We start from the raw sequence: 13,155 nt of genomic DNA, 5'->3' as shown, positions 1-13,155 counted from the left end.
CTTTTAATGATTGCGTTGGTTCATAAAAACCGTAGTGACCTCTCACCTTATGAAGCACAAACCCAGGATTTTTTAACGATGCATGCATAAACCTGAAATGAAAAAACAGAACTGTATTAGGAATAAATAATTATAAATCAAATGGTTATATTTTTATTAGCACAATATTTTCAAAGGAAACCACGATCCCCGCACAATAGAAACATTTCATAAAAACAAGAGAAAAAGCTATGGATTAAGAGTGAAATTCATTCACAATAACGGTAGATCAACCAGAGGAGAATAGAACAATCCTATAAGATAAAGGAACTGTCATAAAAGGAAAAACTGTATGAAACGTGAAAAAGCATAAAAAAACGGGCCCAGAAGACCCGTTTCTTTATTACGTCTAGGAATAAGAGCTTAGAAATCCATTCCGCCCATTCCACCCATTCCGCCAGCAGGCATCGGAGGCATTGGTGTATCTTTCTTTGGAACTTCAGCAACCATTGCTTCTGTTGTGATCAGAAGGCTCGCAATTGAAGCCGCATTCTGAAGAGCAGAACGCAAAAACTTTCACGGGATCAACAATTCTTGAAAGCAATCAAATCACCGAATTCACCGGTTGAAAAACATGAAAAGCATAAAAAAAACGGGCACAGAAGGCCCGTTTCTTTATTACTTCTATGGAATAAGAGCTTAGAAATCCATTCCGCCCATTCCACCCATTCCGCCAGCAGGCATCGGAGGCATTGGTGTATCTTTCTTTGGAACTTCAGCAACCATTGCTTCTGTTGTGATCAGAAGGCTCGCAATTGAAGCCGCATTCTGAAGAGCAGAGCGCACAACTTTCACAGGATCAACAATTCCCAAAGCAATCAAATCACCGAATTCACCAGTTGCGGTATTGTAACCATAAGTGTCAGCATTATTTTCCAGCACTTTGCCCACAATAATAGCGGCTTCTTCACCAGCATTGCTTGCAATCTGGCGCGCTGGTGCTTGTAGAGCACGACGAACGATACTAATACCAGCTTCTTGGTCAGGATTACTTCCCTTAACGGTCAACGCATTTGCTGCACGCAACAATGCGGTACCACCACCAGCAACAATACCTTCTTCAACAGCAGCACGTGTTGCATTCAAAGCATCATCAACACGGTCTTTCTTTTCTTTCACTTCAACTTCTGTTGCACCACCCACACGGATAACAGCAACACCACCAGCGAGTTTAGCAAGTCTTTCTTGCAATTTTTCACGGTCATAGTCAGAAGTTGTTTCTTCAATCTGAGCCTTGATTTGATTGACGCGAGCAGTAATTTCAGCCTTTTGTCCAGCACCATCAATAATGGTGGTGTTTTCTTTAGAAATATTCACTTTCTTTGCACGTCCAAGCATATCCAAAGTGACATTTTCAAGTTTAATGCCCACATCTTCAGAAATAACCTGTCCGGATGTCAAGATAGCGATATCCTCTAACATTGCTTTACGACGGTCACCAAATCCAGGAGCTTTTACAGCAGCAATTTTCAAACCACCACGCAATTTGTTGACAACGAGCGTTGCCAAAGCTTCACCTTCCACATCTTCAGCGATAATGAGAAGTGGTTTTCCAGACTGAACAACAGCTTCAAGCACAGGAAGAAGAGATTGCAAATTAGACAATTTCTTTTCGTGAATGAGAATGTAAGGATCATCAAGATCAGCGACCATTTTCTCAGCATTTGTGACAAAATAAGGGGAAAGATACCCACGGTCAAATTGCATTCCTTCAACGACTTCTAATTCCGTTTCAGCAGTTTTAGCTTCTTCAACGGTAATGACGCCTTCATTGCCCACTTTTTCCATAGCATCAGCGATCATTTTACCGATTTCAGCAGCGCCATTAGCGGAAATTGTTCCCACCTGTGCAATTTCTGCTGAAGTTTGGATTTTTTTTGCTTTTTTGAAGAGGTTTGCCACCACTTCTTCAACAGCAGCATCAATCCCACGTTTAAGATCCATTGGGTTCATGCCCGCAGCAACAGCTTTAACACCTTCTTGCACAATAGCTTGTCCTAAAACAGTTGCTGTTGTTGTTCCATCACCAGCGATATCATTGGTTTTAGAAGCAACTTCGCGCAACATTTGTGCACCCATATTTTCGAACTTATCTTCCAGTTCGATTTCCTTTGCAACGGATACACCATCTTTTGTGATACGAGGCGCACCGAATGATTTATCAATCACCACATTGCGACCTTTAGGGCCGAGTGTCACCTTAACAGCATTAGCAAGGATGTCGACACCGCGCAACAAACGCTCACGCGCTTCACGGCCAAATTTGACTTCTTTAGCAGCCATTTAATTTCTCCTTGGAGTTTTCTCAAAATAGTACACAATGAAAAACTAAGTGCTTCAATTAGCCCATAATTCCCATAATGTCAGATTCTTTCATGATGAGGAGGTCTTCCCCATTAATCTTGACTTCAGTTCCAGACCATTTTCCAAACAAAATACGGTCTCCTGTTTTGACTTCTAAAGGCACGCGCTTTCCGTTATCATCGAGAGCGCCATTGCCAACAGCAATCACTTCGCCTTCTTGGGGTTTTTCTTTTGCTGTATCAGGGATGATAATCCCACCAGCCGTTTTATTTTCAGATTCAACCCGACGGACAACGACACGGTCGTGAAGTGGGCGGAATTGTATATTAGCCATGTTTTAAATCCTTAAAACTGAACATAATTGCATTAATCTTAAAAGTTCTTGCTAGCACTCTCAAATTACGAGTGCTAGCATGTGTTAGATATAAAATCGGCATCTCTCAATGTCAAGAATAGCCATAAAAATAATTTCTCTAAATGAAGCTTCAAAGTCTTGCCTCTTATTGCACTTTCGCGTTATCTATCTTTTTTGAGAACCCGTGAACAAAAAAGGATCTTATCATGGTTGAAACACGTCAGGAAACGGATAGCTTTGGAACGATTTCGGTACGTCAAGATCGTTATTGGGGCGCACAAACTGAACGTTCTCTGCATAATTTTAATATTGGCAGTGAAAAGCAGCCTCTTGCCATCATCTATGCCTTAGTCCTTGTCAAAAAAGCAGCAGCGATTGTAAATATGGGCAAAGGAAAACTACCAGAAAATATTGGAAAAGCAATTATTGCCGCCGCTGATGAAGTGCTTGCTGGCGATTTTGATACGCATTTTCCACTGTCCGTCTGGCAAACAGGTTCTGGCACACAAAGCAATATGAATGTCAATGAAGTCATTGCTAATCGTGCTAGTAAGATTTTGGGAGGAAAACTTGGAAGCAAAAAACCAGTTCATCCCAATGACCATGTCAACATGAGCCAATCATCGAACGATTCCTTTCCTACGGCGCTTCACATTGCCACCACGTTGCAAACACGCCAACACTTACTGCCAATCCTTGAAGCTCTTATTGCGACATTAAAACAAAAAGAGCAAGAATTTGCAGATATCATTAAAATCGGCCGCACCCATACGCAAGATGCAACCCCTTTAACCTTAGGGCAAGAATTTTCAGGCTATCGTGCCGCATTAGAAGCCAATCGTCAGCGTATTGAAAATGCTCTAACCGATGTCCAAATGCTTGCTCAAGGTGGTACGGCTGTTGGCACAGGGCTGAATGCGCCAAAAGGTTTTGACGTTGCTTTTGCGCAAACAGTGAGCACTCTCACAGAAATAACGTTCCAAACTGCCAGCAATAAATTTGAAGCACTTGCCCATCATGGTGCCCTTGCGCATTTCCACGGGAGCTTGAATGCTCTCGCTGCTGATCTGTTTAAAATTGCCAATGACATTCGGTTTTTAGGCTCTGGTCCACGTTCCGGTTTAGGGGAACTCAGTCTTCCTGAAAATGAACCCGGATCTTCTATTATGCCCGGCAAAGTCAACCCCACGCAATGTGAAGCCTTAACCATGGTCGCATGCCAAGTCTTTGGTAATCACACCAGCGTAACCTTTGCCGCAAGCCAAGGACATTTTGAACTCAACGTTTATAAACCTGTTATTGGCTATAACGTTTTACAATCAATTACCCTTCTTGGTGATTGCATGCGTTCTTTTGATATGCATTGCATTCAAGGATTACGAGCCAATCGTGTTCATATTCACTCACTCATGGAGCGCTCACTCATGTTAGTCACAGCTCTTGCACCAGAAATTGGCTATGAAAAAGCTGCTGAAATTGCCAAAGCAGCGCATAAAAATGATACAACTTTGCGCACCGAAGCATTAAAAGCAGGTGTTTTTGTAGAGGATTATGACCGATTAGTTGATCCTAAAAAGATGATTGCTCCCCAATAAACAACCCACTAAAAAAGATGCAAACATCTTAAAACAAATCTTTCTGTCAAAAGATCGGGGTGTAAACACCCCGATGATGACCGATAACAATTACCCACAGCGTTCATTTTAGGCTCTGATCCGCATTTATGCTATGGGTGGTTTTGTTGCTTATATTGTACTTAAAAGGCACAACGGTTTTGGAAAGGCATGGATAGTCATAGCTCAACACCCAATGGCTATACTGGCAGAAAGTGATTTAAATGGATATGACCTTAAGGTGTTTTTCATTCTAGCTTCGCGTTTTGATTTTGAAAATCTATTAGCTATCAACCAAACAGAATGAGCTCAAAAAAATCGGTATTAATAGACATAATTTCAATCGAAGTATAAAAAGATTAATGAATTCATCGTAGTTACGCTTTACAATGTTATCATTATTGATAACATTGGGTAGATAACTCTTATCTCAATGAGATAATGTGTTTATTTATAATGATAATCTAGCGTTATCCATATTGAACGAAAATCCTAAATACCGTAAGATTTTCTCATTTTAAATCGGTCCCATGTTGCATCAATCAAAATCACTGACTTGCACATCACAAACGCAATGAATATGTGAATAGAAATTGTATCCGATAAGGACTACAAACGCCTCTAATGAACCACCTCAAGTGCCAAGGACTGTCACAACACCCCACGAACTGGCAAATATAGTAATGGTACCGGCGTGCTCCTTTATGAAGCGTAAAAGAGATGCTCAATAGATTTATTATTATACCATTCACAATCGCTGTCATGAAATGGGTTTAGGAACATTGAGAAATGTCTCTTTTATGAAGCGTGAAGATGGGAGTGCTCAATAGATTTATTATTATATCATTCACAATCGCTGTCATGAAATGGGTTTAGGAACATTGAAAAATGTCTCTTTTATGAAGCGTGAAGATGGGGGTGCTCAATAGAGGAACAGCTGTTGGAACAAAATTCAATGCACCGAAAGGTTTTGACCTTTGCTGAAACAATCAGCTCTCTAACGGGGATATCCTTGACAGCTCGCAAGAAATTGGAGGCATTTGCCCATTATGGCGCCCTCACCCATTTCCACAAAAACCTGAATGCACGCGCTAATCTCTTTAAAATAGCCAACGACATTCAGTTTTTAGGCTCTCATCCACGTTCCGGCTTTAAGCGAACGGAACGGAGAGTTTATCCGTTTTACATGGCGCATAAGAAACCTCATGAGACTTGAGATTCTCGCACTTTACTCCTTCTGATTCTTCGTATTCCATTCAATCAATCAAAACTATTCGCTTAGATTATTATAAGCAAAAGTGGCATATAGATAAAAAAGAAATAAAGTCGCCCATCCCCTCGAGTGCTCAAAAGGCTACCGCAATACAAAGCTATGCAATATCAAAAACGAGCAACGAATATGACGGTGCCAATATGCATTTTTTACGATAAATTGAATATTTAAGCACATTAATGTCAATCATAATGGATAATACATTTAATAACAAAAAGTGTTTTAATGTATATAAAGTAATATTTTTTTAACAAATAGAAAGCTTGTTTACTATACTATAATTTTTTCTAAAACACAGAGAACACTGAAAGAGTATATAAAAATACTGAAAAATCAATATAAACGCGGGATAATAGCATGAAAACAAGTTTCAAGAACGCTTAAATATGGATAATTATAGAGTTTTTGAATGTTTTAGTTTTCATAATGATATTAAATATAGATTTTTTTAACCAATTCGTATATAATGCGATTTGTATCTGAAATAAATTGGGGACGTTTTTATGAAAACAAAATGTTTAGTTGCACTATCTATTTTCACCTTCATTACCGCTTCAACAGCGCAAGCAGCAGATACAGTAATCTTTAAGCAATCAGAACCGAAGGTTTCATTGCAAGATGTTTCATCGTCACGTATTTCACCGGTTACTGTTTCTGCGCCTTTTTCTTGGTCTGGTTTTTATTTTGGAGGACAAATTGGATATTTTTCCAATAAAAATACTCTAAATTATGCACAAGAAGCCAGGGACGGAAAGTGGGCTTGGGTTGATAGAGATTTATCACCGAAACTATCAGGATTGAGAGCAGGTTTGTATGCAGGTTCTAATATTGATCTGGGAGATCTTGTTTTCAGTTTTGATACCGATATGGTCTGGTCTGGGAGGAAAAGCACCCAAACAGACAATGGAAAGAAAATTCTAGATGAATCAAACTCCATTAACATTGCCTTTAAAAAAGCTGGGATTCCTATCATAAAACCTGCAGCTCAGGGTGAAACGATATCCAACTATGGTGACATTGTTGTTAGCAGTGTAACATTGAAAGAAACGTGGTCTGGTGCCACGCGCGCGCGTATAGGTTTTGCTTCCCATCGTCTTATGCCTTATATTGCAGGGGGTATAGCCTATAGACAGATGCAATATATCATGTCACTTTTATCAAAATCGCAAGAAGATTCGACAATTTTTGCTTCTGGCAATGTGTTAGATGAGACAAAAACAATGTTTGGTTACACTGTTGGTGGTGGTTTTGATCTTGCAATGACAGATAATATCATTATGCGGACAGAATATCGTTATTCAGATTTTTTTAAAAAGAAATTTGCAAACGATAACCTTAAAATCTCTTCTCAAACGCATGATGTTCGCTTTGGTATCGCTTATAAATTCTAAGTTTTTTAGAAAAGTTGAACGATTAAAAAACCCTGTTAAAAACGGGGTTTTTTAATGCCCCTTTCCCCCTAAAAAGACGTAGATTCTAAAAACCTGTACTAAACTGTAAACAAATAGTCACGAAACAATAAAGCCTCTCCCTCTCTTAAAGCAAATTTCTATCCTCTCAGCCTTTCATGTAATGCCTTTGGAATATAAAAGCTTTACCATCATACCACTGGGCGCCATCGTAAAATAAATGAGAGCCGTTATTTAAGAGATATTTCTTTAAAATAAATATGGATATTGTGCATCAATTGCAGTTTTATAAGATGATGTTGACTTGGCCTCCCCGCTCTTAAAGGATAAAGATTCTAAACACCCATTTTTAAACACCCATTTTTAAACACCATGTCCGTTTATAAAAGCACAAAAACCCTTGGAGACTCTTGGGGGATATTGGGGGATATTGGGCGGGCTTCTTTGGGCTCCTCCTCATGGAATGCCCTTAAATCTCAAGCAAGACAAACACTGAAGAATATCCAACACACACCGAAAAAAATACTGTAACGTTTCAAGGAAGTATGCCCTATATGACCACACTTCAAACGACAGTATTTTACCGCTATTGTATGCCAGAGTGGAGAGAGAATATTGCGGTTCTCTGTTTATGTAATTTCTATAACGGGGAGACAGCTTCATTTAGGGAGCACATGAAGTTGTCAAGGTAAAAACCAATTTCCAATCTTACCATTTCCCTCTGCTTTACGACTTTCGAAAGCCTCTAAAGCATAATCTTTTAAGCCTCTCATGCTCCTGCCTTTTAAAGAGTGGAGATTACGCACTACCCCATGTTTTTGTTGCTCACATATCTTTTTGGCGATCACGCCCCTCATGTCATACGACAACGCTTCAAACCAAACACACTCAAATTCAAGACACTTTGGTTGCCAATTCACATGCGTGTTTTAAAGAAACAGCTCTCAAAACCCTCAAGCCCATTTTGCGACAGCACCTACAAGAATATAAAATCTATAAAGCCTCTAAAGCACTATTTTTTTAAACCTCTAAAACTCTGCCTTTTAAAGAGTGGAGATTACGCACTACCCCATGTTTTTGTTGCTCACATATCTTTTTGGCGATCACGCCCCTCATGTCATACGACAACGCTTCAAACCAAACACACTCAAATCCAAGACACTTGGATTGCCAATTCACATGCGTGTTTTAAAGAAACAGCTCTCAAAACCCTCAAGCCCATTTTGCGAAAGCACCCACAGGAATATAAAATCTATAGAGCACCATCTCTACACTTCATAAAAATGCAAGCTGGCACCATCCATCATATACTTTACCTCCAATGATGCCCTTGAAACGGTTCATAAGAGGCATTTTTATTCATTTTTTGTAAAATTTCACTCCACGCGAGCTCATCTAGCTTGTAACGTACAAGCGACATGATTTTGGTTGATTTACTATAAGCAGACTTGAAATGAGAGAATCCTACGGTATTCGAGGTTTTTCATTCAACATGCAAAACATTGAACACGGTCTATAAATCCCCCTATGTTTTATAAATCCCCCCATGTTTTATAAATCCCATGTTCTATAAAACAACGTGATGCACCATAACAGGATAAAGGAAAATATTTATGAAGTGGTGCGGGTGGTCGGACTCGAACCGACACTCCTCTCGGAACCAGATTTTGAGTCTGGCGCGTCTACCAGTTCCACCACACCCGCACACTGCTATAAAAGACAGGACTATAAAAGACAGACTTGTCGATTATTCCTTTGCACTATATGAAGAAGAACAGATTCGTCAACAGAAGACTTCTCATTTTTTAAGAATTCATATCATTTTCTTATCTATTTTATGAAATACTTTCTTTATTGGATTTCTCTACCGGATTTATAGCAATCTCATTTGTAAAGTCTTTACCTCTTAAACTTATAAAAGCCTCATGATATTAAACAAATTAAAGCTTTGGACGATTTCTTTAGCAAATCGGCGTACAGCACCACACTGGCTTGGTTTCATTGCCTTTATTGAAAGTTCTGTTTTTCCAATTCCCATAGATGTTTTATATATTCCGATGCTTCTTATCCATCAAAAGCGGGTTTATCGCTATGCTTTGATTGCGACAATCTGTTCTGTATTAGGAGGCATTGCCGGTTGGTTTATCGGACATTTTGCCTATGATACCCTTGCCAAACCCATTTTAGAAATTTATGGTAAGGTTGAAAGTTTTGAATCTCTGAAAAATAGTGCAACCCTGCAATTTCTAATCATTTTACTGATAACATCAGGTTTTTTTCATCTTCCCCCCATCAAGATTGTCACAATTTTGGCCGGTGTTATGAGTGTGCGTCTTGAACTTTTCATGCTTATTTGTATTTTTTCTAGAGGCGCTCGTTTTTATCTTCTCGCGTGGCTGATTAAACATTTTGGACAAAAAGCAATGAATTTTCTAGTACAGCATTTCAAATGGATTGTTCTCATTGGTTGTGTTAGCCTCCTTTTAATTTATGGGATTTTCATAGCTTTTTTAAACAGGAAGCTTTTATAAGGAACAGACTTAATGGCATGCGTTTTGTCTTCTCACCCACTTTTACACAAACACCTTCATCTTGAACCCAGCAGAAAAGAACAAAGTTTATGGGCTTTTTTTCTCGCTTTTTGCTTGTCTGCCACAATAGGTATTGCCCTTGGTTTTGAATATTTCGGAGGATATCTTCCTTGCGATTTATGTCTCATAGAGCGTTTTCCTTATTATGGAGCCATACCATTTTTGCTCTTAGCAGGTTTTGGGGCATATTTTTTTCGCATAACTGCTTGGATACAACTTTTGTTTTTGTGTGTTTTTGTCTTAATGTGCATCAGCCTTGTTTTAGCCGTTTATCATGCGGGTGTTGAATATGGCTTTTGGGAAGCTCCCCTCAGCTGTGGTTTAAGCGCAGTCAGAAAAACCTCAGACATTAACCAGCTGCTTAACCAATTAAATAGCATTCATCCCCCTTCTTGTTCTGAAGCATCCGCACGCTTTCTTTTTCTTTCATTTGCCGGTTGGAATGTCGTCTCAAGCCTATTTTTCTCCCTTATAAGCCTCTATATTACTTCAAAAGGGCTCCTTTCAATCCATAAAAAACTCTAACCATAAAATAGAAACGAAACCGCGTGCACTCGTTCTCTCCAATCGCTTTCCCCTACCAACAACCCTCCAATCACCAATCCCCACCCAAAACCACCCACCGCCAAACCAACCCACCCACACCAACGAGTCACCAACATCCCTCCTCTAGCGTTGTACTCAAAAGACAAAAATAAGCAGATACATCCATTTTATGGTTTCACCTCTCTGTACTTATAAGCAACATTTTGATAAAAACTCGTGATAGAAAAGCCGTAAAATAATAAGTGAGGGGACCAATAAATATAAATGGTCTGCTATGGCTGAAGATAAGAACACAGAGCCTTCTACCCTATCACCTATTTCCTTAGATATAACCAAACTTGAAGAACCATGTGTTATGATGGAACATGATCATAATGCATGGCGTGAGCATATAAAAGAAAGGGATTTAAATGCGCCTTACGAAAAACCACCTCATATAAAACCACGAATCAAATCGGCACCACGCATCAGACAAGTTTTTTGGTGCGATTTTCCTCATGATTCGATACTCCCTGAATTTTGGAAAAAGCGGCCTGTTTTAGTGCTTTCTAAGAATGCAAAATTATATGGAAATGTGACAGTTTTACCTTTTTCAACGAAATCACAACCCAATAATCCCGCTGCGTATCCAATACAATCTCCTATAGAGAATAAAAAAGCATGGATTATCTGCAATTATGTCACAACAGTTTCTGTAAGTCGTTTAAGTTGCTCACGTACCGTTCCAAGATTATCCTGCGAAGATTTTCATAAAGTTGTAGCTCTGATGCTCAAATATTTACCGCATTTACACTATTGACTTTTGAGAAAAATAAGTGTATCTATATCAGCATACACGGCATCAGTAATGGTGGCCGCTTCCCCGCAAGGGGAGATAGGAACGAAGGAGTGGGAAACCGCTCCTTTCGTCATTTTTGGTATTTTTTTGAAAACTGCCATTTTTTGCAACCTTCCCTAGAACATATCCAACATTCATTCTCCACCGTTGTTGTTTTGAAATATCTGCGATTTGGGGTAAGCAGAAGACAATATCCACACCTTGGATCCGGTAAAGTTTCCCATGGAGATTACCGAGATATTGTACATACTTATCATTTCATTGCACAAAAAATCGTGCTGCCGTTGCTTAAACTTTATATGATTTTCCGCAATGGGAATATCTTTCCAAGATTGAAAAAAAGCTTCGCTTTATATGACCACACCTCAAAATAGTATTTTTACGAGATAACAAAGAAAATTCTCTAATAAACTAGAAATCAACCCCCAATCGATTTCTATCTCTTCACCAATAACAATTGTTTATTGCCCTAACCGCATTATTTCACCTGTCACACGACCCAACATAGCTTTTACAGATAGATTTTCTTCCCCTTTTCCGAGAAACGATCTATGCTATTTTGGGATTTACTGCTAAATTGCGTATGCTTGCACTTTGAATACCTTTCTCTCACCATATAAAAGGTAGATAAAAAAATAATTTCGTTTATCAGCTTTATTTTAAAGACATACCTATTTTTTACAGGATACGTTTTCCTTTCTATCAGCCCTATCGCATTTAATACACTTGTCGTTTCTAAACATGAACAACCAAGCATCACAATGAAGCAATAGACACCCATCACTTTCATGGGCACTTGCATTGACAAGAGATAAACAAGAGCATTAATCACCACACACGGAACAAAAGTCTATAGAGACTACGCCATAGACTTTCGCCACGCAAGGGTTATTCTTAAAGCATATTTATGATGAGATAATCATTTATGACATCCTTTTTGTTACGCCAAAGAACGGGTTTTGCTAACGAGTTTTACTATTGTGCAAATTTTTCAAGAGAAATCCTCATTCGCTCATAGATGACAAGATTTCTTTATGGAGAGCGCACATGACGCTCAGCTTTGACCTTTTCCATAACAAGGGTAAGTTCAAACTTTAACCAACACGACAATACACCTACTCTAAACGATTTATGTACCACCTCATCGGCAACAGGCTGCTCCAATATCGGTGCATTGACTTGAGGATTTTTTGCACTTCCACGCACCGTAAAAAAAGAAAATATTTTTCTCATGTTGCATTCTCATTTCAATTTATAATGGATTTTAAAAGTGCCCCAAAAAATCAAACAAAAATAGAGAGGTAAGTTACGAAAACTACAGGGTAAATTTTACTGCCCAAAATGTCTATTTTCCCCCGCCTGAACAGTCAGAGGAACACTATAAAAATTATTTTTATTGAAAAACAATTACTTATAATCTAGGGAAGAAAAGTAAAAATCTCCCCCAGAAAAAGAGATTACCTTCAAAATTATCAAAAAAAGCAGCACAATTTTAGTGATCTTTTTATTTTTTTTCTTTTGATCAAAGAGAGCTGGCAGGTGTCTTAGGCGCCCCTCCGGTAGGTTCCCAATTCGCAACAGCCGCTAATTCCTCAATGAGCTTCTCTCTTGGTAAATTATCATCATCCACCAACTTGTACTGAACGGCATTGTCACTAAGCCACTTTATAAGCGTTCCTTTAACAGTTTTACCACCCTCAGCCTCACTCACCGCTTCCCATGCTGCAACAATAGCAGCAAGCTTTGGAGCATAACGTGGATGCGTTGGATCTTGAAACGCATATTTTTGATCCTTAACGTCACGAGAATCATCCTCAGGGAAAAAAACTTTAGGTCTCTTACCACGCAATAAAAGCCATTTTTTTAAATCATCTAGGGAAACAGAAGAATATTCAGCAATAGGACCGTTCAAATGCCCCACCCGAAAACCACTAAGATAGTACCATTCTACCCTTAATTTTCCCTCTTTTGCTTCTCTTACTATGTCACTATAAACAGCTCGGAACAAAGCAATTTTATCAAACGGTACTCGCTCCTCTCCTTCGTAAATATCACTGTCTTCAGGGCTATATTCGCCGGGAAATTTACATATAAGTGGATTCAAGCCCGCTATCAATAACGCTGCCTGCAGTATTGTTATTTTTTGAGAACATAAAAACCATTCTAAACTTTCATCAATTTCCATAT

11 protein-coding genes, 1 tRNA gene and 2 pseudogenes are annotated in these 13,155 nt (G+C 38.9%); 7 read left to right on the top strand and 7 right to left on the bottom strand.

What is annotated here, in order from left to right:
- Window positions 1-402: 402 nt before the first annotated feature.
- From groEL to groES, 3 genes and pseudogenes are all read right to left on the bottom strand, one after another.
- Window positions 403-608: pseudogene (groEL, locus tag ACFINS_RS02005) on the bottom strand (chaperonin GroEL); the annotation flags it as partial.
- Window positions 609-678: 70 nt separating this feature from the next.
- Window positions 679-2,322, bottom strand: a complete 1,644-nt coding sequence (gene groL, locus ACFINS_RS02000; protein ID WP_375606493.1) for a chaperonin GroEL — start codon at window positions 2,320-2,322, stop codon at window positions 679-681.
- Window positions 2,323-2,380: 58 nt separating this feature from the next.
- Window positions 2,381-2,677 (bottom strand): co-chaperone GroES, encoded by a 297-nt coding sequence (gene groES / locus ACFINS_RS01995; RefSeq protein WP_005774667.1) that lies wholly within the window; start codon window positions 2,675-2,677, stop codon window positions 2,381-2,383.
- 227 nt (window positions 2,678-2,904) lie between these two features.
- On the opposite strand from groES, the gene fumC reads away from it, so the two are divergent.
- The 4 genes and pseudogenes from fumC (at window position 2,905) to ACFINS_RS01975 (ending at window position 6,975) form a co-directional block, all read left to right on the top strand.
- The gene (gene fumC, locus ACFINS_RS01990) at window positions 2,905-4,293 is read left to right on the top strand and encodes a class II fumarate hydratase (protein WP_375638305.1); all 1,389 of its coding nucleotides are present in this window, start codon (window positions 2,905-2,907) and stop codon (window positions 4,291-4,293) included.
- Between the two features lie 133 nt (window positions 4,294-4,426).
- Window positions 4,427-4,618: a hypothetical protein gene (locus ACFINS_RS01985; RefSeq protein ID WP_375705816.1), complete on the top strand. Its 192-nt coding sequence runs from the start codon at window positions 4,427-4,429 to the stop codon at window positions 4,616-4,618.
- Between the two features lie 623 nt (window positions 4,619-5,241).
- Window positions 5,242-5,461: pseudogene (locus tag ACFINS_RS01980) on the top strand (lyase family protein); the annotation flags it as partial.
- A 626-nt stretch (window positions 5,462-6,087) separates the two neighbouring features.
- Window positions 6,088-6,975: an outer membrane protein gene (locus ACFINS_RS01975; protein ID WP_375611600.1), complete on the top strand. Its 888-nt coding sequence runs from the start codon at window positions 6,088-6,090 to the stop codon at window positions 6,973-6,975.
- Between the two features lie 1,637 nt (window positions 6,976-8,612).
- Here the strand turns inward: ACFINS_RS01975 and ACFINS_RS01970 are convergent.
- Window positions 8,613-8,697: transfer RNA gene (locus ACFINS_RS01970), tRNA-Leu, on the bottom strand.
- Window positions 8,698-8,918: 221 nt separating this feature from the next.
- On the opposite strand from ACFINS_RS01970, the gene ACFINS_RS01965 reads away from it, so the two are divergent.
- Window positions 8,919-9,524: a YqaA family protein gene (locus ACFINS_RS01965; protein ID WP_273790911.1), complete on the top strand. Its 606-nt coding sequence runs from the start codon at window positions 8,919-8,921 to the stop codon at window positions 9,522-9,524.
- A 12-nt stretch (window positions 9,525-9,536) separates the two neighbouring features.
- A complete protein-coding gene (locus tag ACFINS_RS01960; RefSeq protein WP_375668247.1) occupies window positions 9,537-10,109 on the top strand; it encodes a disulfide bond formation protein B in 573 nt (190 codons plus the stop codon).
- Here ACFINS_RS01960 and ACFINS_RS01955 read toward each other — a convergent pair.
- Entirely contained in the window at window positions 10,106-10,240 is a 135-nt protein-coding gene (locus tag ACFINS_RS01955; protein WP_375613250.1) for a hypothetical protein, read from the bottom strand. The genes ACFINS_RS01960 and ACFINS_RS01955 overlap by 4 nt on opposite strands.
- Before the next feature lie 164 nt (window positions 10,241-10,404).
- Here ACFINS_RS01955 and ACFINS_RS01950 point away from each other — a divergent pair, with 164 nt between their 5' ends.
- Complete coding sequence (locus tag ACFINS_RS01950; protein ID WP_375613249.1) at window positions 10,405-10,929, top strand: type II toxin-antitoxin system PemK/MazF family toxin; 525 nt, start codon at window positions 10,405-10,407, stop codon at window positions 10,927-10,929.
- Between the two features lie 1,071 nt (window positions 10,930-12,000).
- Here ACFINS_RS01950 and ACFINS_RS01945 read toward each other — a convergent pair.
- Window positions 12,001-12,201 (bottom strand): hypothetical protein, encoded by a 201-nt coding sequence (locus ACFINS_RS01945; RefSeq protein WP_375631973.1) that lies wholly within the window; start codon window positions 12,199-12,201, stop codon window positions 12,001-12,003.
- Between the two features lie 289 nt (window positions 12,202-12,490).
- Window positions 12,491-13,153, bottom strand: coding sequence for a hypothetical protein (locus ACFINS_RS01940; protein WP_375705815.1), 663 nt, complete (start codon window positions 13,151-13,153; stop codon window positions 12,491-12,493).
- Window positions 13,154-13,155: the final 2 nt, after the last annotated feature.

Origin of the sequence: Bartonella sp. AA2SXKL (assembly GCF_042197205.1) — a bacterium.
In the GTDB taxonomy this organism is placed as follows: Bacteria; Pseudomonadota; Alphaproteobacteria; order Rhizobiales; family Rhizobiaceae; genus Bartonella.
The sequence above is the reverse complement of the archived record's forward strand: the minus strand, read 5'-3'. Positions and strand labels throughout refer to the sequence as shown.

Bases quoted from the DNA above. Each gene is read 5' to 3' on its own strand.
- fumC (WP_375638305.1), top strand. From the start codon at position 2,905: ATGGTTGAAACACGTCAGGAAACGGATAGCTTTGGAACGATTTCGGTA.
- ACFINS_RS01975 (WP_375611600.1), top strand. From the start codon at position 6,088: ATGAAAACAAAATGTTTAGTTGCACTATCTATTTTCACCTTCATTACC.
- ACFINS_RS01985 (WP_375705816.1), top strand. From the start codon at position 4,427: ATGGGTGGTTTTGTTGCTTATATTGTACTTAAAAGGCACAACGGTTTT.
- ACFINS_RS01940 (WP_375705815.1), bottom strand. From the start codon at position 13,153: ATGGAAATTGATGAAAGTTTAGAATGGTTTTTATGTTCTCAAAAAATA.
- ACFINS_RS01950 (WP_375613249.1), top strand. From the start codon at position 10,405: ATGGCTGAAGATAAGAACACAGAGCCTTCTACCCTATCACCTATTTCC.
- ACFINS_RS01945 (WP_375631973.1), bottom strand. From the start codon at position 12,201: ATGAGAAAAATATTTTCTTTTTTTACGGTGCGTGGAAGTGCAAAAAAT.
- groES (WP_005774667.1), bottom strand. From the start codon at position 2,677: ATGGCTAATATACAATTCCGCCCACTTCACGACCGTGTCGTTGTCCGT.
- groL (WP_375606493.1), bottom strand. From the start codon at position 2,322: ATGGCTGCTAAAGAAGTCAAATTTGGCCGTGAAGCGCGTGAGCGTTTG.
- ACFINS_RS01960 (WP_375668247.1), top strand. From the start codon at position 9,537: ATGGCATGCGTTTTGTCTTCTCACCCACTTTTACACAAACACCTTCAT.
- ACFINS_RS01965 (WP_273790911.1), top strand. From the start codon at position 8,919: ATGATATTAAACAAATTAAAGCTTTGGACGATTTCTTTAGCAAATCGG.